The 24,388-nt window shown below is 59.5% G+C and carries 21 protein-coding genes; 16 read left to right on the top strand and 5 right to left on the bottom strand.

The window, feature by feature from the left end; genetic code table 11:
* Positions 1–21 precede the first annotated feature (21 nt).
* Positions 22–1,476 (bottom strand): polysaccharide biosynthesis tyrosine autokinase, encoded by a 1,455-nt coding sequence (locus Q9R30_RS00235; RefSeq protein ID WP_311216404.1) that lies wholly within the window; start codon positions 1,474–1,476, stop codon positions 22–24.
* 308 nt (positions 1,477–1,784) lie between these two features.
* Between Q9R30_RS00235 and Q9R30_RS00230 the strand changes: the two genes are divergently transcribed.
* The 4 genes from Q9R30_RS00230 to Q9R30_RS00215 are packed head-to-tail and all read left to right on the top strand — an operon-like array spanning position 1,785 to position 5,327.
* A complete protein-coding gene (locus tag Q9R30_RS00230) occupies positions 1,785–2,690 on the top strand; it encodes a glycosyltransferase family 2 protein (RefSeq protein ID WP_311216403.1) in 906 nt (301 codons plus the stop codon).
* Positions 2,690–3,271 carry an acyltransferase gene (locus tag Q9R30_RS00225; protein WP_311216402.1) on the top strand — a complete coding sequence of 194 codons (582 nt, stop codon included), beginning with the start codon at positions 2,690–2,692 and terminating at the stop codon, positions 3,269–3,271. The genes Q9R30_RS00230 and Q9R30_RS00225 overlap by 1 nt, the downstream gene beginning before the upstream one ends.
* Entirely contained in the window at positions 3,268–4,332 is a 1,065-nt protein-coding gene (locus Q9R30_RS00220; protein ID WP_104998842.1) for an NAD(P)-dependent oxidoreductase, read from the top strand. Before Q9R30_RS00225 ends, Q9R30_RS00220 begins: the two co-directional genes overlap by 4 nt.
* Entirely contained in the window at positions 4,329–5,327 is a 999-nt protein-coding gene (locus Q9R30_RS00215; protein WP_311216401.1) for a glycosyltransferase, read from the top strand. Before Q9R30_RS00220 ends, Q9R30_RS00215 begins: the two co-directional genes overlap by 4 nt.
* Before the next feature lie 176 nt (positions 5,328–5,503).
* On the opposite strand, the gene Q9R30_RS00210 is transcribed toward Q9R30_RS00215, so the two are convergent.
* Positions 5,504–5,740: a hypothetical protein gene (locus Q9R30_RS00210; RefSeq protein WP_234005424.1), complete on the bottom strand. Its 237-nt coding sequence runs from the start codon at positions 5,738–5,740 to the stop codon at positions 5,504–5,506.
* A gap of 6 nt (positions 5,741–5,746) precedes the next feature.
* Here Q9R30_RS00210 and Q9R30_RS00205 point away from each other — a divergent pair, with 6 nt between their 5' ends.
* From Q9R30_RS00205 to Q9R30_RS00150, 12 genes are all read left to right on the top strand, one after another.
* Complete coding sequence (locus Q9R30_RS00205) at positions 5,747–6,352, top strand: hypothetical protein (RefSeq protein ID WP_234005423.1); 606 nt, start codon at positions 5,747–5,749, stop codon at positions 6,350–6,352.
* Positions 6,349–7,062 carry an acylneuraminate cytidylyltransferase family protein gene (locus Q9R30_RS00200; RefSeq protein ID WP_311216400.1) on the top strand — a complete coding sequence of 238 codons (714 nt, stop codon included), beginning with the start codon at positions 6,349–6,351 and terminating at the stop codon, positions 7,060–7,062. Before Q9R30_RS00205 ends, Q9R30_RS00200 begins: the two co-directional genes overlap by 4 nt.
* Positions 7,059–9,302, top strand: a complete 2,244-nt coding sequence (locus Q9R30_RS00195) for an N-acetylneuraminate synthase family protein (RefSeq protein ID WP_311216399.1) — start codon at positions 7,059–7,061, stop codon at positions 9,300–9,302. Before Q9R30_RS00200 ends, Q9R30_RS00195 begins: the two co-directional genes overlap by 4 nt.
* Positions 9,293–11,455: a glycosyltransferase family 4 protein gene (locus tag Q9R30_RS00190; protein WP_311216398.1), complete on the top strand. Its 2,163-nt coding sequence runs from the start codon at positions 9,293–9,295 to the stop codon at positions 11,453–11,455. Before Q9R30_RS00195 ends, Q9R30_RS00190 begins: the two co-directional genes overlap by 10 nt.
* A 70-nt stretch (positions 11,456–11,525) precedes the next feature.
* Positions 11,526–12,641, top strand: coding sequence for an O-antigen ligase family protein (locus Q9R30_RS00185; RefSeq protein ID WP_311216397.1), 1,116 nt, complete (start codon positions 11,526–11,528; stop codon positions 12,639–12,641).
* Positions 12,638–13,714 carry an acyltransferase gene (locus Q9R30_RS00180; protein ID WP_311216396.1) on the top strand — a complete coding sequence of 359 codons (1,077 nt, stop codon included), beginning with the start codon at positions 12,638–12,640 and terminating at the stop codon, positions 13,712–13,714. The genes Q9R30_RS00185 and Q9R30_RS00180 overlap by 4 nt, the downstream gene beginning before the upstream one ends.
* An 82-nt stretch (positions 13,715–13,796) precedes the next feature.
* Positions 13,797–14,747 (top strand): glycosyltransferase family 2 protein, encoded by a 951-nt coding sequence (locus tag Q9R30_RS00175; protein WP_311216395.1) that lies wholly within the window; start codon positions 13,797–13,799, stop codon positions 14,745–14,747.
* Between the two features lie 40 nt (positions 14,748–14,787).
* A complete protein-coding gene (locus tag Q9R30_RS00170; protein WP_311216394.1) occupies positions 14,788–15,957 on the top strand; it encodes a glycosyltransferase in 1,170 nt (389 codons plus the stop codon).
* A gap of 24 nt (positions 15,958–15,981) precedes the next feature.
* The gene (locus tag Q9R30_RS00165) at positions 15,982–17,796 is read left to right on the top strand and encodes an ABC transporter ATP-binding protein (RefSeq protein WP_311216393.1); all 1,815 of its coding nucleotides are present in this window, start codon (positions 15,982–15,984) and stop codon (positions 17,794–17,796) included.
* A 2-nt stretch (positions 17,797–17,798) separates the two neighbouring features.
* Positions 17,799–19,052, top strand: coding sequence for a glycosyltransferase (locus tag Q9R30_RS00160; RefSeq protein WP_311216392.1), 1,254 nt, complete (start codon positions 17,799–17,801; stop codon positions 19,050–19,052).
* Positions 19,052–20,008 (top strand): glycosyltransferase, encoded by a 957-nt coding sequence (locus tag Q9R30_RS00155; RefSeq protein WP_311216391.1) that lies wholly within the window; start codon positions 19,052–19,054, stop codon positions 20,006–20,008. The genes Q9R30_RS00160 and Q9R30_RS00155 overlap by 1 nt, the downstream gene beginning before the upstream one ends.
* A gap of 14 nt (positions 20,009–20,022) precedes the next feature.
* On the top strand, positions 20,023–20,913 hold the full coding sequence (locus Q9R30_RS00150) for a hypothetical protein (protein WP_311216390.1): 891 nt from the start codon (positions 20,023–20,025) through the stop codon (positions 20,911–20,913).
* 40 nt (positions 20,914–20,953) lie between these two features.
* Here the strand turns inward: Q9R30_RS00150 and Q9R30_RS00145 are convergent, their stop codons facing one another.
* The 3 genes from Q9R30_RS00145 to Q9R30_RS00135 form a co-directional block, all read right to left on the bottom strand.
* The gene (locus tag Q9R30_RS00145) at positions 20,954–21,979 is read right to left on the bottom strand and encodes a glycosyltransferase (RefSeq protein WP_311216389.1); all 1,026 of its coding nucleotides are present in this window, start codon (positions 21,977–21,979) and stop codon (positions 20,954–20,956) included.
* Positions 21,980–22,347: 368 nt separating this feature from the next.
* Positions 22,348–23,097 (bottom strand): glycosyltransferase, encoded by a 750-nt coding sequence (locus tag Q9R30_RS00140; protein WP_104999831.1) that lies wholly within the window; start codon positions 23,095–23,097, stop codon positions 22,348–22,350.
* A 162-nt stretch (positions 23,098–23,259) separates the two neighbouring features.
* Positions 23,260–24,375, bottom strand: a complete 1,116-nt coding sequence (locus Q9R30_RS00135) for a glycosyltransferase (protein WP_311216388.1) — start codon at positions 24,373–24,375, stop codon at positions 23,260–23,262.
* Between the last annotated feature and the right edge of the window lie 13 nt (positions 24,376–24,388).

The following is a 24,388-nucleotide window of genomic DNA, read 5'->3' as shown; positions in this document are numbered from 1 at the left end:
TGGTGAACCGGTTCCTAGCGGTCAGCGGGCGGCATGGTCACGGGGCGGCTCAACAGAATCAAGGGCAGGCGGACGCGAATTTTTCCTATCCGCCGTTTTTTTGTTTCTCTTCTTTGCCTTGGGCTGGTCGGTTTCGTAGCTGTAGTAGCTGTAGGCGTATGCGTCCGGGCCTTTAACAGGCAGGAAATTAAGCACCACGCCCAGCACGTCGGCCTCGACCATGTCCAAGGCATTCAGGGACTTTTCGAGATCGGGGAGCTTCACGCGGGAGGACCCGACCATCAGGACGACGCCGCCCACGTGCTGTGCCAGCACTGCTGCGTCGGTGACCGGCAGCAGAGGAGGTGCATCAATGATGACCGCATCAAAATCCTGCTCCAGCCGAAGGATTAGGTTCTTCATGGCTTCCGTCCCTAGCAGTTCGCTGGGGTTGTGCGGTGTCTGCCCCGCCGTCAGCACATAAAGTTCGTCCTGGCCCCAGTGCTGCAGCAGCTCGCTTAGATCGGCCTTTCCGAGGAGTGCGGTGGTCAGGCCCGCGTTCTTTTCAAGCCCCAGGTACTCTCCCACCCGGGACCGCCTCAAGTCGGCGTCCACCAACGCTACGGACTGCCCGCCTTGCGCCACGGCGATGGCAAGGTTGATGGCGGTTGTGCTTTTGCCTTCTCCAGGAAGCGACGACGTCACCAGGACGGCCTTGGAACCGTGGCTAACGTGGGCGAACTGCAGGTTGGTCCTTATCTGGCGGAACGACTCTGCCCGTGTGCCCTGGGACGGAGCCTGGGTGAGAAGGGGCTTTTTGGTGGCGTCGGCGTCGAACGCGATTCCTCCCAGGATGGGCGCATCGGTGACCCTTTGCAGGTCCGTCTCGCCACGCACCTTCGTGTCAAGGACGTTCCGAAGGAGGGCCAGGCCCGTGCCAAGGGCCAGTCCGATAGCTCCGCCGAGGGCAATGTTAAGCCGGTTGTTCGGGGCGGACGGCTCAGCCGGCGGCGAGGCCGGGGTGACCACCGAAAGCCGGACCGGCGAGGACCCTGTGCCATTGGTCGGTTTTTCGAGTTCATCGATCACTTCGATGAGGCTCTCACCCACCGCTTGGGCAATCGCCGCCGCCTGCACCGCCGAACTGTCGGTGGCAACTATCGAAATGATCACTGTGTTCAGCCCGGCGCTGGCTGTCACTTTACCCACCAGTTCACCCACTGGCTTTCCCAAGCTTTCAGCCGCAGGCTCCAAAACCGCAGGTGTCATGGCGGCTTCGACGTAGGACTGGACGCGCGCCTGGATAAAGGTATTTCCCTGCTGCAGGTCACCCACCGATCCGGAGCTTTGGGTTGCCAGGAAAAGCTTTGTCTGGGCCGTATAGGTGGGTTTGATACTGAGCGTATAGGCCGTGGCGGCAACCAGCCCAAGAAGCGTGAAGGCCACCACCATAATCCAATTGCGGCGAAGGATTCGCAGATAGGTGCTGAGCTCCACGGGTGAAACCTTTCTGACCTCGAAAGAGACCTCCCCCATTACGGGGCAAGTTCTTTGATTCTATACACGCACTCCTTCAGGTCGAGGTTCATGGAGAGGATAATAAGCAAACTTGTCAACTTTTAGAGCAGAAATTCGACCTGCATGGTCATTAAAATTCTGTTCATAGTATGTTGGAAGTGCAGGTGTTGTGGGGCGCGTTAAATCCCACGTCGGAACGTCTCATCCGGCGGCCCTAGCAACGCTGGCAAACAGCAGGGGGGAAATGATGGTTGTTCTTTGCGGTTCCACCGAAAGTGGCAGGGGCCATGAGTGAAGAACCGATGACGCCTGTCACCGTAGTCGTTCCCCACTATGGAGACCCACGGCCTGCTTTTGCCCTCATCAAAGCACTCCAAGTGCAGGAAGGCACCGGGGCTTTGCAGCTGGTCGTGGTCGATGACTGCTCCCCGGTTCCCTTTCCTGACACTGCAGGTGTGGCAGTTGTGCGCAGGCCAGTGAACGGGGGATTCGGCTCCGCAGTTAACTCGGGTGCCGCCCTGGCTGAGCACCCCCTGCTGCTGATCCTGAACAGCGACCTTGAAATCAGTCCCACTTTCGTTGCGGATCTCCTGCGCGCCGCCGCTCCATGGCAGCCTGCCGTGGTGAGTCCCCAGGTCCTGGGGCACAACGGCGTGCCGCAGTGGGTGGGCAGGCATTTCCCCGCAGTGCGGCACCAGGTTACTGAGTGGCTCACGCCGCTCGCGCGCTGGCGCCATCTGACCCTCCTGCACGAAATGGTGGGGCACGATACCCGCTGCGTGGACGGCGCGGTGGTTCCCGTTGACTGGGTGATGGGGGCCGCCATGCTGGTGCCCACAGGCGAATTCCGGGCCGTTGGCGGCTTCGACGAAAAATTCTTCATGAACTCGGAGGAAGTGGACCTGCAACGCCGGCTCCGTGACCGCGGCGTACCCTCCGTCTTTATTGGAACGGTCGCCGTCACCCATGAAGGCGGAGGATCCTCGGATTCCACCAGGCGCCGCCAGTGGCTGGTGGACTCGCGGAAGCTCTACGCAGAGAAGTGGGGCAATCCGCGAATCTTGCGGATAGCACTTGGGCTCGCATCGGCCATCAACTTCTGGGTCAATCTGGTTCGGCAGGCTGCTGGGCGCGACCTCCACGCCGTGGAAATTTTTCGGCGTGAGTGGGGCTATTTAAGGAGAAATCACTGATGGGGATCATGAAATTCCTTGCCGAGGCCCCGCCTTCCATTCGCTGGAGGCTCGCGAAAGCGGTCACCACCATTGTCTATCGGAGGGCATTCCGCGCGCTAGGTGGAGGCACCGTGGTTGTTAAGCCGCTGGTCCTGCGCGGCGTGGAGCGAATCAGCCTCGGCAAGAGATGTGCAATTTACGAAGGGGCCTGGCTTGCCACCGAAGGAGGAGGGAACCTGGCTGTCGGCGATGACGTCTATCTGGGCCATGATGTGCACCTTCACGCCTTGGACGATGTCACGGTGGGTTCAGGATGCGTGATCGCTGACGGGGCATACATCGGTTCCAGTACGCACCTGCAGGGCGACCTTTCCACCGTTCATGGCACCGGTCCGATCCGCATCGGAGACAGATGCTTTATTGGGCAGCGCGCCATCATTCTTGGCGGCGTCAGCATAGGAGACGGTGCCGTCGTCGGCGCTGGATCGGTTGTCACACGTGACGTCCCCGCGGGTGCCACCGTCGGTGGAGCCCCCGCACGCGTCCTCGCTGGACGACTACTGAATCAACTGGACAGATCAGGAAGTACCGGACGATGAAAGTGCTCATTACCGGCGGGGCCGGATTCATAGGACAGCATCTGGCTCAATCACTCGTCGGCGCCGGGCATGACGTGACAGCCCTAGACATCCTTGACTCACAGGTTCACCAGGATCCACAGGATTCTGCCGAACGCTTCCCTGGCGAGGTGTTCCTCGGCGATGTTGCTGACGTTGGTGCGTGGATGTCGCTGCCGCCGCACGACGCGGTGGTTCACCTTGCGGCGGAAACCGGCACCGCCCAGTCCATGTATGAGACCGAGCATTACCGGCGGGTGAATGTGGAGGGTACACGGATGGCTGCGGAAGCTGCTGTCCGGTGGGGCGCGAAGATCGTCTTATTGAGCTCCCGTGCCGTTTACGGGGAAGGGCGCGTCCTTTCCCCAGGGGAGTCACTGCCTGCTGGAGTCGACGGTGGTGCAGACGGCACACTGGTCCCTTCCTCCGAAGAGGACCGGCACCGACCCGTTTCTGTCTATGGGGAAACCAAGTCCCGGGCCGAGCACGTCCTCATGGAGACAGTGGCAGCAAAAGTTCCCGCGACCATCATCAGGCCCCAGAATGTCATCGGCCGAGGCCAAGCGCTTCATAACCCCTATACCGGCGTCCTGGCAGCGTTCCTCGCCCGCCTCAAGGACGGTTTGCCGCTGACCCTCTACGGCGATGGCACACAGACTAGGGATTTCGTCCATGTAGAGGACGTCGTGGCTCTCATCGAATGGAGCCTCGAGAATACGGAGGGAGCCTTGGAAACACCTCGCGTATTGAATAGCGGTACGGGAGTGCGTACCACCCTCAAGGAACTGGCGCTCTATGCCATGGAGGCAGCGCCCAACGTCAATGTGCCGATTGAGTACCTCGCTGTACGCCGGGCGGGAGACATCGATCACGCCTGCGCGGACCTGAGACGGTTGAGGGCGCTGGGAGCACCATTGCCGCGATGGCAGACAAAGGAGGCCATCGCCGATTTCATCCGCTCCTCCTGGCATGAACGGGGCGCTGCCCCAGAAGCGTGGGACGAAGCCCTGGATGAGCTTAAGGCCCGGGGTCTGACCGAATGAAGCCTGTGCGGATTCTTTTGGTCAGTCCCGTGTTCCATGGGTATTGGAACGCGATGAGCACAGCCTTGGAACGCCGTGGGCACCAGGTCACCGTCCACTGCTATGACGCCGCCGGTCCTTTCAACCAGAGACTGGGCAACAAACTGCTGCACGAGCTGCCGGAAAAATGGCGTCCTGTCAAGGTGGAACAAAAGCTGACCGATCGTGCGCTCGCCGCCCTCAACGCAGCCGGTCCAGACGTCGTTGTGCTGGTGAAGGGGGACCAGCTCGGTCCCGACTGGTGGCAGGCGCTGGACGAGCGCCGAATTCCCCGCGTGACCTGGCTCTACGACGAGCTACGGCGCATGCGGTATACACCCGAGCAGCTAAGAAATGCCGGACCGATAGCAAGTTACAGCCGCCAAGATACGGAAAGCCTGACGGAACAGGGCATCGAGGCTCGGCACGTGCCGCTCGCGTTCGATGACTCAGTTCCCGTTCCCCGAATCCGCGAGGATCATATTTCCTTTATCGGCGCCAGATATGACTCGCGGGAAAACCTGCTGCGGGAGCTGGCAGCTTCCGCTGTTCCCGTCAAGGCCTACGGCCGCACCTGGTCCAGGCATCCATTTGATGTCTTGCGTACACGCCAGTTCTCAAGTGCCGGGATTCCGGTCGGCAGGGACATGGCACGCGCAGAAGCTTACGGCGTCATGCAGGGGTCGCCGGCAACGCTGAATCTTCATGGAGACCAGGATGGTTTCACTATGCGTACTTTCGAAGCAGCCGGGGTTGGTGCGCTTCAGATTCTTGATCGGGCGGACGTGGATTCAATGTACGACGTCGGAGACGAAGTCCTGGTCTTCGAATCGGCGGAAGAACTGGTGGAGCTCTGCCGGAGGGCGCTCCTTGACGGCCACTGGGCCCAAAGGATTCGAATGGCAGGCCAGCGACGCACGTTGGAGCAACATACCTTCGGCCACCGGATCGCAACGCTGGAGGAATTATGGGGCTAAACCACCCGCACGACCTCGAGGCCTGGTTCCGCTGGCAAAGGGCCACCAGCCCGCTCCGCAGAGCAAAGTCCCTCATCACGAGGCACTCTGCCACCAAGCCGGTCCTTGCCGTTAGAGGGACCTCGCCGCGAGCCTTGTTTACTCTTGACTCGACTAAACCAACATCACTGGCTTCCCTAGTCCGTCCTCTTGAGTTCCTTCAGTCGGAGTCCGTTGCCGTCTTGGCCCCGGAGGATATCCGGAAAAATCTTCCTGGTGGGCCATGGCAACTCGTCCCGGTCCATGCTGACGCTGCCCCCGAACAGCTCGCCGATATCAGACTCGTTGCCGGCAGCGGACACTATCTGCCCGTCGGTGCCGTGGCATACCAATGGTCGCGGCACCTGGGCGCGCGGTTTTACGTCGTCCAGCACGGACTGATGACACCCCACGCGCCCCCGCTGCCCGAGGACGCGCACCTGCTCGCGTTCAGTGACGCCGACGCCGAATTCTGGCGCTCCGGCCGCTGCGACGTTACCTGGGATGTGGTCGGTTCGCAGCTGCTGTGGACGGCGGGGGCGCAAGGCTCCGGGCGGGTGAGTGAGGACGCGCGTCCGGTGTTTCTGGGCCAGCTGCACGGCGCGGAACTCCCACGGTCCGGTTTTGCGCGGGCGGCAACGCTGTTCTGTACCACAACCGGTGCCATGTACCGGCCACATCCCTCCGAGACGGACCGTCTATCGCGTTTGCAGCACGCACTCTGGGAACGGCGGGGTGTGACGCTGGACCGGTCCGGAATTCCGCTCGCGGAACTTAATGCTCCGATCGCGTCGGTCTTCTCCACAGGTGTACTTGAAGCCGCAGCCCGAGGCATCCCCGCCTGGGTCACTTATCCCTCACCTCCCGCTTGGCTGGAGGAGTTCTGGGAACGGTACGGCATGTCCCGTTGGGGAACTGAACCGACACCCGCTCCCGCCCGTCCGGATCTGGAACCGGCCCGCGCTATTGCAGAAATCGTTGTCCAGCAAGTGAGGGAAGTTTCGTGAATATCCTGTGCGTGATTCCGGTCCGCGGCGGATCCAAGGGGATTCCCCGTAAGAATATCCGCGACTTGGCAGGCAAGCCGCTGGTCAGCTGGACCATTGAGCAGGCGCTGGCTGCGGACTGCGGGCTGGACGTCCTGGTGTCCACCGATGACCATGAGATCGCGGAAGTGGCGCTGCAAGCCGGCGCCGACGTGCCGTTCCTGCGGCCGGAGGAACTCGCGCGGGATGAAGCAGCAACGGAACCCGTGGTGCAGCACGCCATCGAATACCGCACAGCGCAGGGCAGGGAACCCGACGCCGTCATGCTGCTGCAGGCAACCTCGCCCATCCGCCATCCCGGCACCCTTGACCGCGCCGTTGCGCAGTTCCTTGACTCGCGCGTGGACTCGCTGGTCGGCGTCGTGCCCCAAACCCCGTTCCTCTGGACGGCAGGGGACCCGCCCATGGCCCAATACGCCGTCGACCGCCGGCCCCGCCGCCAGGACCTGGCCGAGGGGGACTACCGCTACCGGGAAACAGGTTCCCTCTACTTGACCCGCACGGAGATCTACCGCAAGTTCTCCAACCGGCTCGGCGGACGCATTGGTCTCTTCGTGATGGAGGAGGCCGAAGGCGTGGACATAGACACCGAACTGGATTTCAGCACCGTGGAGCAGCAGATGCTCGTATCCAGGCAGATGCAGGGGACAGAAAAGGAAGCCCGCAGATGATCATTGAACGCAATACCCTGCCCTATATCGTCTTTTCCGAAGATCCTGTGCTCACCGGGCTCCAGAAAATCACGGCAAACCAGGAACGCATCGTCTTCTGCGTGGACGAGCACGGCGTGCTCCAAGGGTCGCTGTCCGACGGCGACTTCCGCCGGTGGATTGTTGAAAACCCTGCCGAAGGACTGAACGTCAGCTGCCTTGCTGTCGCAAACCGCGCCGTCCGCAGCGCAAGCCACACCACCAGCCCGGCGGACCTGGCCGTGCTGATGCCCCGTAATGTCACCCATCTTCCGCTGGTGGACGCACGCGGGCACCTGCGTGCCATCGCCGTTGACCGGGCTGATGAAATGCGCATCGGCCGGCACCACATCGGTCCGGGCCACCCCGCTTTCCTCATCGCCGAAATCGGGAACAACCACAACGGTTCGGTGGACCTGGCCAAGCGGCTGGTGGACCTCGCGCAGGAGGCCGGAGCCGATGCCGTGAAGTTCCAGCTCCGGGACATGAAGTCGCTCTACCGCCAGTCCAGCGGCAGCTCCGCCGGCGAGGATCTGGGCACGCAATATACGCTGGATCTCCTCTCCCGGTTCTCACTGGACGCTGAGGACCTGTTCAGGGTCTTTGACCACTGCCGGGACCAGGGCATTGATGTGCTCTGCACGCCGTGGGACATTGCCAGCGCCCAGTCGCTGGTTGATTACGGGCTACCGGCGCTCAAGATCGCATCCGCTGACCTCACCAACCACGAGCTCCTGCGGAACGTGGCTGACCGCGGCGTCCCGCTGATCGCCAGCACTGGGATGTCCCGGGAAGACGAGATCCGGGAGAGCGCCGCGCTGCTGCGCTCGGCAGGCGCCGCGTTCGCCCTGCTGCACACACAATCGACGTACCCCGCGCCCTTCAAGGACGTGAACCTGGCGTACCTGGACCGCCTGGCCGAGATAGGCCAGTGCATCGTTGGGTACTCGGGCCACGAGCGCGGCTACCACGTGCCCATTGCCGCCGTCGCCCGCGGGGCAAGGATCATCGAGAAGCACTTCACGGTTGACACCACCATGGAAGGCAACGACCACACGGTCTCCCTCCTTCCCGAAGAGTTCGCCCGGATGGTCACCCGGATCCGGGAGGTGGAGGAGTCCATCGGCGGCAAGTCGCCGCGCACCGTCTCCCCGGGCGAGATGATGAACCGCATTAACCTGGCCAAATCGCTCGTGGCGGCCCGTCCCATCGCCAAGGGACAGGTGATCGGCAGCGCCGACGTCGACGTCAAGAGCCCCGGGCGCGGCCTGCAGCCCAATGCCCTACCGCTGCTGCTGGGCAGGACCGCGCCAAGGGATGTGGCCGAAGGGGACTTTTTCTACGAGGGCGACCTCCGGGACCACGCACCGAAGGGGAGAGACTTTGACTTCCGCCGCCCGTGGGGGCTGCCGGTCAGGTATCACGACCACGAGGCGCTGATCAAGGACTGCTCGCCCGACTTCCTGGAGTTCCACTTTTCCTACAAGGACCTGGAGATCGACCCCGACTCCGTGTTCACGGCGCCGCTGGATATGGGCTTCACCACCCACCTGCCCGACCTTTTCGCGGGCGACTTCCTGGTTGACCTGGCCTCGGAGGACAGCGCGCACTGGGAGCGGTCCATAGCCGAAGTCCAGCGGACCATCGACATCACCCGCTCGCTGACCCGCTGGTTCAAACAGGAAGACGAACCCATCATGGTGGTGACCATGGGCGGGTTCACCAAGGACCGGCACATTCCGGCGCAGGAACGGGCACGGAAGTACGCGCGCGTGGCGCAGGCCCTGCAACGGCTGGACACCGACGGCGTCCGGATTGCGGCCCAGACCCTGCCGCCCTATCCCTGGCTTATGGGCGGACAGCAATTCCACAACCTATTCCTTGACCCACACGACACCGCCGAATTCGCGGCACAAACGGGCACCAGACTTTGCCTGGACGTCTCGCACACCAAGCTGGCCGCGAACTTCCTGGGCATGCCCTTTTCCGAGGCCGTTGAAGCGCTCGCACCGCACACCATCCACCTGCACATGGTTGACGCCACGGGCGTGGACGGCGAGGGCGTGCAGGTAGGCGAGGGCGAGGTGGACTTCGCGTCCCTGGCAAAGCAGCTCGACAGGCTGAGCCCTGAAGCCGGTTTCATCCCCGAGATCTGGCAGGGGCACGTCAACGACGGTGCCGCGTTCTGGACCGCTCTGGAACGGCTCGAGGCATGGTACTGAGCGGGCAGGAAAGGACGACGGCGGCGCCCACGGCTCTGTGGGTGGTTCCCGTGGCGGACCTCGGGGGCGTGGCCCGTCATGTCCTTGACGTCGCCAGGGCCGGGCTGCCGGGGTGGCGCCTGGTGGTCCTTTGCCCGGAAGGCCCGCTTGCCGACCTGCTGAGGGAAAGCGGCACCGCCGTCGTCACCGGGCCGTTCGGCCCGGCGGCCGGCTTCCGCGCATCACTGCGGACCATGGGGCGGACTGTGCGAACCCTGCGGCCGGCCGTTGTGCACAGCCACCTCTCCTATGCGGACGTGGTGGCGGCGTGTGCCTTGGCGGGGGACAGGCGCACCCGGCTGGTCACCACCGAACACGGGATCGCTGCCGACGACCTCGTGTACCACGGGTCGGTTGCCAAGTCCCGGATCAAGGCAGCGCTGCACACCCTGCGCCTGCGCCGTGCCGACGGGATTATCGCGGTATCGGAGGCCACGCGCCGGGCCATGGAGGCAAAATGGAACCCCTGCAAGTTCATTAAGGTCATACCGAACGGCGTGGACCGCTCCTCGGGGGGAGGATCCGCTGGCGCCTCCCGGATGCCGGCGACGGAGGGGCCGCGCGTGCTGTCCCTCTCCCGCCTGTCCCCGGAGAAACGCCTCCCGGACCTGCTGAATGCCTTCGCGAAACTGCACGCGGACCTCCCCGGCGCCACCCTGACCGTGGCCGGCGAAGGGCCCATGCGCGGCGAACTCCAAGAGCTTGCCGGGCAGCTTGGCATTGAGCAGGCCGTCCGGTTTCCGGGTTTCCTCGACGCGGGCGAAGCAATGGCCGCGGCCGACGTCCTGGTACAGCTCTCGGTCTGGGAAAACTGCTCCTACACATTGTTGGACGCCGTCAACGCCGGGCTGGGCGTGGTGGCGACCCCTGTTGGGGGCAACCCGGAAATCCTGCCCCGCGAGTGCCTGGTTGAAGCCGGGGACGTGGACGGCATTGTGGAGGCGGTCAAGCGGCAGGCATCCGATGTGGAGCAACGGCCGCAGCTACCTGAGGAATGGTCTACCGTGCACGGAATGGCCCAGCTGATAGTGGACAAATATTCCAAAGTCGCGGAATCGCCCACGACTTTCAAAGGCGTGGCTATCGCCGCCAATAACGGAGATATCGGCGGGGGAGAGGTCATGCTCCTCGCCTTGGCCCGCGAAATCCGAGAGTTGGGCATCCCCGTGCGGGTGATCGGGCCCAAAAGTCCTTCTGGAGTAGTAGATGCTGCACGGGCAGCTGGGCATTCCACAATTGTCCTTCCGGCCTTTAACCGGCTGACCTACATGGTCGCTCTGCGCCGGTGGCACCGGCAACACGGGGATGAACTGCTTTGGTGCAACGGACTCATTCCGTCCGTTGCAACGGCGGCACGGTCAGGCCGGGTTGTCCATCTGCATCAGCTACCCCAAGGTGGGGGCCAAGTGCTTTTGGCCGCGGCTGCACGTTTGCGATCCCTTGCTGTGCTCGTCCCGTCCCGATTCATGGCGGAGCGGATCCGAGGCGCCCAGGTCCTTCAGAACTGGGTTTCCGAGGTCTTTGTGAACAAACGCGTCCGGACTGACGATATCGTCCGACTCGGTTTCCTTGGGAGACCGTCCCTGGATAAGGGCGTCGGTGTTCTTGCAGCAGCCTTGCATCAGCTCGATCAAAGAAACCCCGGCCGGTACAGATTGGTCTTGGCCGGGGAGCCGCGCTTCGTCGATAAGAAAAGCCAGCGGGCCCTGGAAGAGCTTCTGGCACCCGTGGAGCACCTTGTGAACCGCCTAGGTTGGATGAACCAATCCGAATTTTTCAACCTGATTGACGTTATGGTCTGCCCCTCCATGGCCCCTGAATCCTTCGGGTTGGTTGTCGCCGAAGCCATGTCAGCAAAGGTGCCCTTTGTTATTAGCAACGCCGGCGCACTCCCTGAAATAGCAGGGCCTGAGCATCCGTGGGTGGTGCCAGTGGGTGACGCGCTCAAACTGTCTGAAAATATCCAGGCCACGACAGAGACTAACCAAGCAGAGATTCTCAATCGCGCATTCCATCGTTGGAATTTGAACTTCTCATCTGCGGCGGGACGCGGCCGTGTGGAGCAGTTACTTACTCAGCCCGACTTTTTTCCGCAGTATAGCCAGGACAACTGATCCCATGCCTATCTCGCACCGTGCCGCAAGGACCAACCCTTACTTACGTCGACTACCGAAGGCGACGGCAGTGGATGCTTCTTCAGGCACTCCCTTGGGAAAAACTGAAGCGGTACTTTTCGGAATGTTCGTTTTCGATGGGTTCGGGGTCCCGGGCTTGCCGGTGGTGATTCCAGGTAGCGATTTAGCAGCGGTCGCCTTGGTTGGAATTGCCATATTCCGCCGTCCCCAGCGGGGGATGGGGTCTTCAACTTGGCTGATTCCATTCGCGATCATCCTACTCGGATACTTAGCGTTCGGTTCCATGTACAACGACGTCGACTGGTCTCGGCGGCTCTTTAGAATCTGCATTATGTTCGCCCTTGTAGGATCGCTAATTAGCGGACGGCTCGATCTCATCTCTGGCCTGAAAGGGCTCGGAGTTGCGTTAGCTATTAATGCTGTCCTGTTCTACTTGGGTATGGCGCCCAACAACTACGGTGGCACGTTAACCGGATTCCTCGGCGACAAGAACGTTGCTGGCCTCTACTATTGCCTGATACCACTATTGATGTTTGCAGGCGTAGCAAAAAAGAGTCACCAGCTTTTATGTGTCAGCACGGGAGCACTGGCAGTCTTTCTAACCGGATCGAGGACTGCCCTAGCTGCTTACGCCTTCGCTCTCATATGGATCGTGTTCGCTCGAAGAACTGGGCCGGTTTTCCGTGTGCTATTGGGGACCGCGCTAGGTTATGCACTCCAATACTTGGAAAATAACTTCGCTCGTGTATGGATCTTCCGGGACCGCGAAGGCTCGGACTTGTTAAGGGAATGGATCGAACAAGCGACGGTCGAAAAGGCCGAACGGGCGCCTTGGTATGGACTTGGACTAAGCGAATCGTACGTTGATATTGGAAATCGAAAGTGGTTTTTTCATGATTCCTACTTGGCCCTGTACGTAGAGGGGGGATGGATAATGCTAATCACAATAGTGGGAATCTATTTCTGGATTGGGTTGCGTCCAAAATTGGGCATCCCGAGGACTAATCAAGCTGTTATCATCGAGGCGGCCACAGTGGCACTACTAGTATGCGCATCTAAGCTTGGTGAAGTATTTCTATCGCTGCCAGGCTTCCTCCTTATAGCCTATGCTCTGCGTAGCCAAATGCAACAGGAACAAAGCCGATTTGCAAAGGCCATATCATGAATGCCCGCTTCCGTGAATTAGACGGCCTTCGTGCCCTAGCAGCATTGGCTGTTGTCGTGTCGCACTTTACGGGTGCCTATAACTCCAGATATATAGATGACCCGAAGCCTATCTTCGACTTTCCACAAGGTGCGTTCGGAGTTCAACTCTTCTTCCTTGTCAGCGGGTTCGTCATCCTGATGTCCGCCTCTCGGGCGCGGAAACCAAGTGACTTTGTCATTTCACGGGCCTCGCGGCTCTACCCTGCGTATTGGTTATCGTTGGTACTTGCCGTCCTCCTGAATCGCCTATTTCAAATCCCGCACAGCGAGATGTCTCTTGGGGAGACGATTATCAACCTCACCATGGTGCAGCGTTGGTTCCAAGTCCCCAACGTTGTCGACGTCTATTGGACGTTGACGGTTGAGATTCAGTTCTACATCCTTATATTCATACTACTGCTCCTGACTCGTTGTCGAATAAGTGATCGACTGATACTGAATATAACGGTGGCGTGGCTATTCGTTGCACTAGCTGTTGCTTTTTGGGCCGGCCCCTTTAGTAGAGGCGTGGACCCACAAAATGTTATTACCCCCGTAAAGCTAGTCCTGAACATCACGCTAGCTGAGTACGGACCGCTATTCTGCTGCGGCATGTTCGCATACCTCTCACGACGAGACGGCAGAAGGAATCTGATGACTTTCGTCGCCGGAATGGCATCGGTAGTCGTTTCCGGCTTGCTTCATTCATGGCTGGATGCAGCTATTGTGGCGGGCATTTGCGCTGCTTTCATCATAATTGTCCTGCGTGAACGGACGTCCTGGCTCATGCTTCCGCCGTTGCAATGGTTCGGGAAGATTAGTTACTCCATGTATATAGTCCATTCGGTCGCAGGATACGTCGTGATCAAACTTACCTGGCCTTACGTTGGCCGCGATGGGGCCATTATTCTGGCGTTGGTGATAACGATTTTACTGGCGTGGGGTTGCTACGTGGTCGGTGAGAAATACGGAAGTTCAAGTGCCAGACGATTCCTAACTGATATGAGGGACCGCCGGGTGCGAAGCGGAGGATCAAATTCCGCTCCTGAATAGTCAGTGGTCGTGTGCTCGGGTTGTGCGACTTATTTGTGATTATGTAGCGAACCGCATTACTTTAGGAAGGCGGAATATATAAATGACATTCTCGGGCGAAGCATCGATCATAGTTCCTTCTAGAGGCGGCGCGCTTCGCCTGCCTATCCTGCTTTCGGCACTGTCTAGGCAGGACTCCGATGACTTCGAAGTAATTGTTGTTGTGGACGGGGATATTGACAACAGTGCCGGCGTGCTCCGGCGACTAACTGTGGAGCATCCTGCAATGGCTTTACGGACTATTGTCTTTCCCGAAAACCGAGGCAGGGCAGCTGCCTTGAACGCAGGGGCGGCGGCAGCCCAAGGTCGAGTCCTCATCAGGTCTGATGACGATCTTGAACCCAGCCCGAATTACGTCCGGTGCCACGTGAGCCAGCACCAAGGAGAGCTTGCCGGCGTCGTGGGGATGTGCCGGAACGTTTTTCCGGAAACTGCATATGCACGCGTCTACGGCCGGGCAGCTGACGAGCGTTTTCGCTCCGATGCCCTGGCAACCAATCACAACGACCAGTGGCGGTACTGGGCCGGCAACGTTTCCGTGCTTAAGGAAGTTCACGAGCGGCTCGGCGGCTACGACGAGCGGTACCGCGCCTACGGTTGGGAGGATGTTGACTTCGGCTATCGCCTCAAGAAAATGGGTATTCCCGTCCGCATTCATCCCTCGCTGACCACCGCACACCACGTGGCGGCAACGACGACAGGCGTCAGGGCTATACGTGCCCTCCACTCCGGCGCAGCAAGGGAGATCTTCGTAGCCAAACATGGTCCCGAACCGCTGGCTGCGAGCCCCCAAGGCCCAAGCCTCTGGTCCACGTTGGTGGCTATGGCCAGCGCAATCGCTACCGAGCGAACCATCAAGGCGGGCGGGTCGGCCATCGATGTTGCCGCCGCTGTTCTTCCTGGGAGGCTGGCCGAAAAGCTGGTGGCGCTGGTGGTGGAATCTGCGGGACGGGCGGGAATAGCCCATCCCCACCGCGCCAGAACTCATTTCTAATTGGAACGCTTTTGCGAGCTTGAACTGGGAGGGGTGGCAAATGAACACCAAAATTGACCGGGCTTTATGTGCAGCTGCGCCGCCTGCTCAACCGAGACCAAAAATTGCTATAGCGCATGACTACCTTACCCAGCGGGGTGGAGCCGAACGGGTTGTGCTAGCCATGCTCCGGGCTTTTCCCGAGGCGACGATTTATACGACGCTTTATCACCCGGATGACACCTATGCGGAGTTTAGGTCCGCCAAAATTGTCACTTCTCCTCTTAACCGCATTCCGCTGTTCCGGCGTGATCACAGGCTGGCGCTGGCTTTGCTTCCGCACGCTTCATCCATGCTTAAGGTCCCTGCCGACATTGTCATCGTGTCCAGCACCGGCTGGGCACACGGCTTCCACATGCCAGGCAAGGTCTTTGTATACTGCCATTCGCCCGCCCGCTGGCTGTATCTTACAGAACAGTACCTGGGACGTCCGGCATGGCAGTCGCCGGTGGGGTGGGCGCTCATGCTCCTAAAGCCGTTCCTGCGCCGGTGGGACAGCCGGGCCGCGAAGAGGGCGGATAAGTATATGGCTAACTCCACAGTGGTCCGGCAACGGCTCAAAGACGTTTACGGTATCGAGGCTGAGGTCTTCCATCCGCCGCACAGCGTGGATATCAGCGGCGAGCGTACCCCCGTGGCTGGAATGGAGGATTTTGTTCAGCAGGGGGGGCACTTCCTCATCGTTTCCCGTCTGCTGCCCTATAAGAACGTGGGCGAGGCGATAGAGGCGTTCCGTTATCTCGGTGAGCGTCTCCTGGTAATCGGGGCCGGACCTTTGGCCGCAGAGTTGAGGGAATCCTGTCCAGCAAACGTCAAGATTGTTGAACATCTGAGCGACGCGCAGATGCGATGGGCCTATTCGCTGTGCCGGGCTGTGATAGCTCCCTCTCATGAGGACTTCGGCATCACCCCCCTGGAGGCTGCTGCCTGGGGTAAACCCACGATTGCTTTACGCGGTGGGGGTTACCTGGACACGATTGTCGAAGGGATAACAGGGCGTTTCATCGAACGCCCCAGCGCGCAATTGATCCGGGAAGCTGTTGAATCATTCGATCCAGCCAGATGGGACCCAGAGGCGATCAGGGCGCATGCAAACAAGTTTTCCGAGGAACGGTTCCGGGAGCGTCTCCGGCGCGAAATTCTTGATTTTGGAAACGAATTGGAAGGGTGACTTCACATGGCAGGAAGGACGCAGATGAGGAAACCGAATGCAGGGGATGCCATGTTTGCCGATCTAAGAGTTGTTTGCCTGCTGATCCGCCGACCAGTACGTGTTTGGGTGCTGTTAGCCGTCTTAGGGTCCTGCGTCATTGCAGCACTGGACATGATTGGTGTTGCTGCCACACTCCCGCTTATGCAGCTTGTGACAGGCGCCGACCCGTCGCAGGGAGTTCTAGCGCACGTCTCGAATCTTCTGGATACAAAGGACGAGCAAACACTGATCTTGGCGGTAGCCTTGGCGGTCGGGCTTGCATTCGCGCTCAAGAGTCTGGCTACCGTCGCATTCCGTTGGTGGTTACTCGGCCATACAACCAAGCTCGAGGCTGAGGCCGCAACGGAACTGCTGCGCCGGTATTTATTAGCCCCCTATTGGGCGCACCGTGAACGTGAAATTTCGGTTATTCACCGCAACCTCGCTTCATCCGTTAGCCAGACCTTTGGCCAGGTCTTCCTCGGTCTCATAGGCCTTCTGGCAGACGCGCTAACGCTCGCCGCCATTCTCGTTGTCCTGCTGATCGTTTCACCTCTGGTGACAATCTTCGCCATTGCGGTCTTTGGACTGCTCGGCTGGGCCATCCAGAGGGCCCTGAAAAAACGTCATCTGCAGATCGGGCTGGCCATGGCAAAGTCGGATCTTGAGGCGTGGACTGCTCTGATGCCTGGCTTGAACGGATTCAGAGAGGCACGCCTTTCGTCCAGTGCGGACCTGTTCGTCAATAGGTTCGGGCAAGCTAAAGCCGATCGGGCACATGCCAGCCGACTTGCCTCGCTGGTTTCCGAAATACCCAAGTACATCCTTGAAATGGGCTTCGTTCTCGGAATCGCGAGCATTGCCTTAGTGCTGTTCAGCACGGGCACTAAGGAGCTGGCTTTGGCCGTTCTTGGCGTTTACGCTGCTGCTGCCGTACGTCTCCTACCGACCATGAATAGAGTTGTTGCCACAATCGGCGGGATACGAACGGGCCAGGTGGGGATGCGAATACTGGCCGAAGAGGTCGAGCGACTTGACGCTGACGGCTACCACTCAGAGTCCTCTCCGTCATCAAAGATATTCTCGGGGGACATTGTGTTGGACCACGTAAGTTATAGATACCGGGACTCTGACGTATTCGTGGTACAGGAAGTTTCAACCAAAATCATTCGGGGACAGACAACGGCGTTTGTCGGCTCCAGTGGCGCGGGCAAAAGTACGCTATTGGACGTCATCCTCGGGCTCCTTGAACCAACATCAGGCACAGTCAGCTCGGGGGGAGAAAATATTTTCGACGACCTTCCTAGCTGGTATTCAAGGCTGGGAGTAGTACCTCAGGACGTTTTTCTCCTTGACGACACGCTCGCGGGCAATATCGCCTTTGGCGTGGACCCTCGAGCCATCGACCGGGACCGTCTCCTGGAGGCGGTCCAGCTCGCGCAGTTGGCACCCCTTGTCGAGGAAATGCCCGCGGGCCTTTCCACTCGCGTGGGCGAACGCGGAGTGCGGTTGTCGGGTGGGCAACGACAGCGCGTTGGAATAGCAAGGGCGCTGTACCGCAAGCCGTCAATACTTGTGCTCGATGAGGCGACAGCAGCATTGGATAATGCCACGGAGCGAAAAATCTCGGACACGATTGATTCCCTTAGCGGTGCAATGACTATCGTGCTCGTGGCCCACAGGCTTTCCACGGTAAAGAATGCTGACAAGGTGGTCTTTATGTCGGATGGTCGCATCCAAGCTGAAGGAAGTTTCGCTGAAGTAGAGCGTCAGAATGCTGAATTCGCCCACCTTGTGGCACTCGGAAAGCTTGGATAAGGATGGACTCATCCCAAGAACAGCAAAGAAAACACTTCATCATGATCACCGCTGCTTTGCCTTGTGCTAAGCCGGATAATGCTGGTGGCCGTTACGTTAAATGGGTCAGTGAGGCGGCATCGAAATCCTATGATGTGTTTATTATTGCTCCGGACGGGCCAGCCGCTCAGAGGGCGCTGAAATCTGGCGGTGTTCCTCGCTACCGATTGTTAGGCAGGTCTGCTGGTCGAATGGCAAGCTTTTGGCACCGCGCGCTAACCCGGCTGCTGTCCATGGTTGCCCCTTCCTTGCCGCCTTGGCGGTTTGTGATCAGTTTGCTCCGGGACCGGCAGGCTCTGGAGGCAATCAGACGCGCGAATGTCATCGACCTGCAGTGGGAGGAATATGGAGCCCTCATCCCGATGCTGCGTCGATTCAATCCTGAAGCACCGGTGGTATGTACATTCCACGACGTACTGTCCCAGCGCTACGGCCGCGCCGCCCGAGGAGCCACTTCCCACGTCGCCCGCATGAGGTGGGCGTGGGCGGCATCAACTGCGCGCCGTCTTGAACGTAGCATTGTTCGAGCGGCCGACAAGGTAGTTCTGCTGAGCCAAAAGGATGCAGATCTGCTACCAGCGGGAACAGCAGAAGTCCGTGTGGTAACCCCACCTCTCGCGGCCGGGATGGAACACGTTGACCGTTCAGCTCCGGCTCCTGGCGAAATACTTTTTGTGGGGTTCCTTGCCCGGTGGGAGAACGAGGAAGGACTTCTCTGGTTCCTTGCCGATGTATGGCCGCGAATAAAGGCTGCCGCGCCAGAGGCCCGTTTCCGTATTGCCGGCCTAGGTGTCCGTTCAACAACCATGGAAGCCGCGAAGCTGCCCGACGTTGAGCTGTTGGGCTTCGTTGATGACCTGGAGCCTCTTTATGAGCGGGCATCCGTCGTAGTGGTTCCTGTCCGGCTTGGAGCCGGCGTTAAGTTCAAAGTGGTGGACGCCCTGATGGCTGGGGTCCCACTCGTGACCACGACGGTGGGGGCGGAAGGCATTGGCGATCCGTCCTGGTTCACGGGAATGCACGATGACGCACAGGAGTTTGCAGATGCTGTTCTTCACATACTTCAGGAACAGGGCAAGGCCGATCACCGAAGCGCGGAAGTCCGGGAGAAGGCTCTTCGGGTCTACGGGGGGGAACAATTCACCGATGCAATGTGCAATGTCTATGGTCCCTTGCCCCTAGAAGGAATATCGAAGCCGGAGAAAGGTAGCATGTAATGGCTGAGGGCCCCAAGATCGTCTTCAATCGAACGCGCAGCCCGGGGGACGCTATCGATGTGAGCGTCGTCATCCCCGTCTACAATGGCGCTTCTACCTTGGCTGAAGAGCTCACTGCATTAGCCGGGCAGCAAACGCGCCGGCCGTTTGAAGTAGTCATTTCGGATAATGGCTCAACGGACGACACCGTCGAGGTGGCGATTACAGCAGCGGATCAGTTCGCAGCCTTCACCGTTGTCGATTCCGGGCAAGTCCAAGGGGTTTCACACGCCCGGAATGAGGGTGCCCGCGCTGCTCGCGGGCACAAGGTACTAATTTGCGACGCGGACGATGTTGTTTGCCCTAAATGGGTTGAGGCACTTGCGGACGGGCTGGACCGATATGACGCCGTGGGGGGTGCCGCCCGGCTCGACCGGCTGAACCCCCCTGAAGTCGTGGGAACCCAGCCCCCGGTCACGTTGGGGCTAGGCAGGATCTTCGGCTTCCTGCCATACGCCCTAGGTGCATGCATTGGAGTCAGACGGGAAGTGCTTTTGGCCTTGGGAGGTTTTGACTCCTCCTTTAATCGTGGTCACGAGGAGGCCGACTTCGCATGGCGACTCCAGCTTGCTGGTTACTCTTTAGGCTGGTGCCCGGAAGCTATTGTTGACTACCGCCAGCGGCCGGACAGCTATGGAGCCGCCCGGCAGAACTTCTATTACGCCAAATCTTCCGTGCTCTTATGGTGCAGATATGCCACCGGCTATCCACTCGGCCCAATTTCTTTCCGTGGAAGCCTTAGCACTCTGCTCCGCCGCATGCTGAAGTCCTACAGGTTGATCCGTACAAGCACCCGCCGTGACCAGGCACGGGCACTTGGCTGGGCCATGGGGGTGGTCGCGGGTCATGTGAATTACCGGTTCCTAGGGCGGGCGCCTCGGGCACACATCATGGACTCCGAAGCGCACGTTAACTAAGGGTGGAGAGAAGTATGGACTTGTATAAGGATATTATTGGGGCAGCAGTTAGCGGCGCAAAATCCGGAAAGCATCAGGCATTTCTGGCCAAGAAGTGGACAATGCGAAGGACTTACCCCCTTCGCCAGAATTCAAAAGATGCGGTTCTCCGATTCGCGGACAGGGCCTTTCCTTATGTGTACGATCCTAAGAACTATTCCGGCGAGTGGTTGACGCGAGATATGCCGTCGGGGTATGCCCGTCCCCTCGACCGTGTCATTTATTGCTTCTGGACCGGCAGTAATGCGATAACGCCTAATCGCCTTATTGGGCTTGAGAGTATGATCGCCAAAAATCCAGGCATAGATGTGCGGCTCATCACCCCAAACAAGCTTGACGATTACCTTCTAGCTGGAGAACCCCTCCATCCTGCCTTCCACGATCTTTCCTTAGTGCACCGTTCAGATTACCTGCGCTGCTACTTCATGAATTTTTGGGGCGGAGGATATTGCGACATCAAGACGTTGCATCACTCTTGGTCGCCTGCTTTTGACAGGCTCGACGCGGATACCGGCAAGTGGGCCCTCGGGTATCATGAGGTGGCTTCGGACATGACGGCCAGGCTCCCGGGCAGGCTGGGCCGGGATGTCCGGCGCCGTTACAGCAGACTTATTGGAAACGGTGCCTTCATTATGAAGCCCCAGACGCCTTTGACCAGAGAGTGGTATAGCCGTCTGCTGGAGCGAATGGATTTCTACGCCGAAGCGCTCAAACTGCACCCCGGCAATGAGAGGGGGGACAACCCTGGATATCCTATTCCTTGGATTGATATTCTAGGAAACATTCTTCCCCCGGTTGCCCTGAAATACCATCATCGGCTTATCCAGGATGATACGGTCCGACCGAGCTTCTCAGACTACAAATAACTAGAGTATTTTCTGGTCCTACGACAACCTGGAGCCAAACCTATCGCTTGTTCCCGGACAGCTCTCGGGAAAGCTCTACCAACTTTTGGTCTTTATATGAGGCGAGGTCACCGTTTCCGTGCTTCCGTCCGGATCTTCCCGCAGCTTCCACCAGTAAAGAAATGATTCGGCTTGCCACTGGAAGCGGCAGCACGGCCAGAAAGCGATCTACCGCTTTGCCCGCAAGTGCATAAGCTTCCCGCGTCCGCAGCAGAAACGTCAGAGTCCCCACGCCGGCATTCCAAATCCTGCCCTTGACACCCCTCGGTCTCGGGAGAGGAGGATGGGCGCCCGGGTGAATGCTGTCGAAGAGGCGGCGTGAGGCGCCAGAGACAAAGGCGCGTCCCGCCCGGGATCCCACGCTGGTCGAGGGCCCCCTGTGCAGGGTCTCAAGGTCAGGATCAACGATGATTGAAATCCCTTGCGAAGCGATTCGGTATCCCAACTCCGAGTCCTGCCCATAGACGAAGCGAGGATCGAAACCGCCGACGGACAGGAGAGCTTCCCTCGGAATCGAGTTGTTGGCAGCCCAGCCTACCCAGCGGGAGGAACCGTCCCTGCGATAGGCGATGGCCAGGGCTCGCTCGTTGGCTGGAACTCCGTATGCCTTCGCGTACGGAGAGTCGGGAAAGACGTCCCGGGTGGGGCCAATCACTCCCACAGGTCGTCCGTCTTCGTGATGCCGCATATGAAGGCGAAGGAATGAGGGACCGGGGGACAAATCGTCGTCGCAACGGATCACTATCCGCCCACGTGCTGTGCGAATACCGTCATTCATAGCGGCAACGACGCCTTTTGCTTCTTCATGGGCCAGGGGGACGACAGGAAGGCGATCACGGTAGGAGTCGAGTAATTCAGCCGTGGCGTCAAGATTTCCGTCAATGACGATCACGAGTTCCCAGGGCTTGTCGTAGTCCTGGGCGGCGAGTGCTTCCAGCAACACAGGAAGACGGTGAGCTCCTCTGTGCGTAGGGACAACCACCGAACATTCGATCCGGTTCGCGGCATAGTCTATGCTATTTTCCATCGAACTTTCCTCTTTCAGCCTCCGCGGAGTCGGGCGCAACAAATAACTTCGGCCGACCGTTCAGTCTCTTTTTCCTCATAGACTAGTGGCAAGCATTCCCGATTGTTAACTGGCGCTCCACCCTTGCTCGACCATGACGCCCAATTCGGTGACCCCGCCAGACAGAAGACCTATTAGTGCAGTGCTGGTTCCTCAGCCTATTCCGAGATAACCGGTGCTCGTATTCGCCTAATGAGCTGTGAATATGATGGCCAAGATGATAGAGGCAAATGAAATCGGTGAGAAGGGCTTTGCGGCAGGCACAGCAACGATCAGAGCCTGGGGCAGACAGCACCCAGGCCCTGATTTGCCTGAACCACCTGCCACTGTCAGCGTCCGCGGCCGCCTAGGCTGACGAGCCTTCCACGGAGTTTGTGGCGGGCAACCCGGGTGACATCTGCCCACCGTACCAGTCGGTGCCACCAGCGTGTTCCGTGCAGGGGCTCGAGGATTCGGTCAGCGCGTTCCTGCTCAGATGCCCGGAGGGCCTGGATCGCCGGCGACGCTGAGCTGGTTCCCATCTCCGTTCTAAACCGGATACCTATGAGCGCAGCGGGCGGGCGGCGTTGGTTCAAGATCAACCAGTCGTCGCCACCCCAGATTCTCATCTCCTCCGGGATAGGAACATAGTCGGCACGGCGCATGCACATGAACGTGCCGAATCCGAAAATTGTGCCGGACCCGCGTGCCAGCCTGTGGCCTGGGCGTGCAGACGTTGACTCGGTGAAGGTCGACCGGTCCGGCCCGACGATCCCGAACCGGCCACGCTGGAGGATCTTTGCGGTATGGGTGAAAGCCACAGGGTCGAACACGACATCGTCGTTGATAATGGCAAGATACTCCCCACGGGCTTCACGCGCCCCCAGATTCCACGCGGGGTTCACGAAGATGTTCTGCTCCTGTTGAAGGACGCGTACGTTGGGCGTCTTCCAGATCAGTGGCTGCGGCGAGTTGTTGATAACGAGCACCTCGAGTACCAATGGGTGCGCGGCACAGATGGAGACAATCTCACCGAGCCGGTTCGACTTCTGTAATGTCGGGATCACGACAGAGAATCGACCGGGGGTCGAATCATTCATGTCCTCATTCGTACTCACGCCGTAGCCCGCCTCCGTCGACAAGTGATTCGCGCCGCGGACGCGGCGGAATATGGATCAGTATCAGATCGGCCCGCTGGGAGCTTCGGATCCCGTGGATCATCAATGATGATATTCGCCCCGCATTCGAGGATTGTAAGCTACTCATAATGTCGTCCCGTGAGATGTGACCCATGACTTGATCTCAGAATGAAAAACGTGTCGGTCAAATCTTTCAGTTTGTTTGCGGCAGTTCTCAAAGGTAATTGCCTCCAAGGCGCTTGCCGCCGCCCTCATCTCCGACCTTGAAAAGCTTTCCAGGAGAAGTCCAGAGACGCCATGCCTGACCGATTCAGCCGTGCCTCCTACCGTGCTAGCTATAACCGGTGTCCCGGTAGCGTTTGCTTCGAGGGGCATGATGCCGAAATCTTCGACTGCAGGAAAAATGAAAGCCCAGGCTCTCGCGTACAACTCGCGGAGCAGCGGCTGCGACGGCCGGACCACGAACCGCACCGGCACTGTTGCCGATTCTGCCAACTCCCGGAGTGCGGACTCCTGCGGTCCGGAACCGGCGAGTACCACAGGAATTTGATTGGCCTCCCCGAACGCGATGGCACCGTCCAGTCTCTTGTACGGAACGAAACGTGAAGCCCCGAGGACGAATGTCTCTGGCAAGGATTCCAGTAGATCGCCTTCAACGGGGGTAAGGAGCGCAATTTTGCTGCTGCTGTAATACTCGACGTCAACTGGCGGATGGATGACCTCACAGTCCCGCAGCCAGGCGTTCTGTATCCTCTCGCCCACGTAATGACTCACAGCCGCAATCGAGGTGGCTTCCTGGGCACGTGCACGGTCGATAGTCTGCAGAGGCTTGGAGATAGCCCGGGCTGCACGTGAATTGCCCCGATCATCCAGTTCCGGATTCCATACATATCTCGCCGGGGTGTAGGCGTAAACATATTTCGGAACTTGCTTTCCGGCACCGGAAAGTTTCGCGTGATGCGCGAATAGATGCGAGCTGCAGAGCATCCAGTCGGGGCGCTCTGGAATCTTGAGAGACCGCCATGTGGGCAGGGTGAAGGGAAGAGCGAGGGCCTTGCGCCGGCGGAGGGGAGTTTTGGACAACCAAGATTCGATGACACTCCGCTGCGCAAACCGTTTCGGATAGTCATCCCACAGGCATGCAATGGTTGCGTCCGGGAAAATCATCGCGAACTCCTCGGCGACTTTCTCGGCACCGCCGTATTGCTCTATCCATTCATGAACAATCAACCCGGGCAATCCGCTGTCCTCT

This window comes from Arthrobacter sp. AB6 (genome assembly GCF_031844545.1).
In the GTDB taxonomy this organism is placed as follows: domain Bacteria; phylum Actinomycetota; class Actinomycetes; order Actinomycetales; family Micrococcaceae; genus Arthrobacter.
The sequence above is the reverse complement of the archived record's forward strand: the minus strand, read 5'-3'. Positions and strand labels throughout refer to the sequence as shown.

What these genes read in the sequence shown, in the direction of transcription:
- Q9R30_RS00230 (WP_311216403.1), top strand. Translation starts at nt 1,785, where the DNA reads ATGAGTGAAGAACCGATGACGCCTGTCACCGTAGTCGTTCCCCACTAT.
- Q9R30_RS00225 (WP_311216402.1), top strand. Translation starts at nt 2,690, where the DNA reads ATGGGGATCATGAAATTCCTTGCCGAGGCCCCGCCTTCCATTCGCTGG.
- Q9R30_RS00220 (WP_104998842.1), top strand. Translation starts at nt 3,268, where the DNA reads ATGAAAGTGCTCATTACCGGCGGGGCCGGATTCATAGGACAGCATCTG.
- Q9R30_RS00215 (WP_311216401.1), top strand. Translation starts at nt 4,329, where the DNA reads ATGAAGCCTGTGCGGATTCTTTTGGTCAGTCCCGTGTTCCATGGGTAT.
- Q9R30_RS00205 (WP_234005423.1), top strand. Translation starts at nt 5,747, where the DNA reads ATGACACCCCACGCGCCCCCGCTGCCCGAGGACGCGCACCTGCTCGCG.
- Q9R30_RS00195 (WP_311216399.1), top strand. Translation starts at nt 7,059, where the DNA reads ATGATCATTGAACGCAATACCCTGCCCTATATCGTCTTTTCCGAAGAT.
- Q9R30_RS00190 (WP_311216398.1), top strand. Translation starts at nt 9,293, where the DNA reads ATGGTACTGAGCGGGCAGGAAAGGACGACGGCGGCGCCCACGGCTCTG.
- Q9R30_RS00180 (WP_311216396.1), top strand. Translation starts at nt 12,638, where the DNA reads ATGAATGCCCGCTTCCGTGAATTAGACGGCCTTCGTGCCCTAGCAGCA.
- Q9R30_RS00175 (WP_311216395.1), top strand. Translation starts at nt 13,797, where the DNA reads ATGACATTCTCGGGCGAAGCATCGATCATAGTTCCTTCTAGAGGCGGC.
- Q9R30_RS00170 (WP_311216394.1), top strand. Translation starts at nt 14,788, where the DNA reads ATGAACACCAAAATTGACCGGGCTTTATGTGCAGCTGCGCCGCCTGCT.
- Q9R30_RS00165 (WP_311216393.1), top strand. Translation starts at nt 15,982, where the DNA reads ATGAGGAAACCGAATGCAGGGGATGCCATGTTTGCCGATCTAAGAGTT.
- Q9R30_RS00160 (WP_311216392.1), top strand. Translation starts at nt 17,799, where the DNA reads ATGGACTCATCCCAAGAACAGCAAAGAAAACACTTCATCATGATCACC.
- Q9R30_RS00155 (WP_311216391.1), top strand. Translation starts at nt 19,052, where the DNA reads ATGGCTGAGGGCCCCAAGATCGTCTTCAATCGAACGCGCAGCCCGGGG.
- Q9R30_RS00150 (WP_311216390.1), top strand. Translation starts at nt 20,023, where the DNA reads ATGGACTTGTATAAGGATATTATTGGGGCAGCAGTTAGCGGCGCAAAA.
- Q9R30_RS00145 (WP_311216389.1), bottom strand. Translation starts at nt 21,979, where the DNA reads ATGGAAAATAGCATAGACTATGCCGCGAACCGGATCGAATGTTCGGTG.
- Q9R30_RS00140 (WP_104999831.1), bottom strand. Translation starts at nt 23,097, where the DNA reads ATGAATGATTCGACCCCCGGTCGATTCTCTGTCGTGATCCCGACATTA.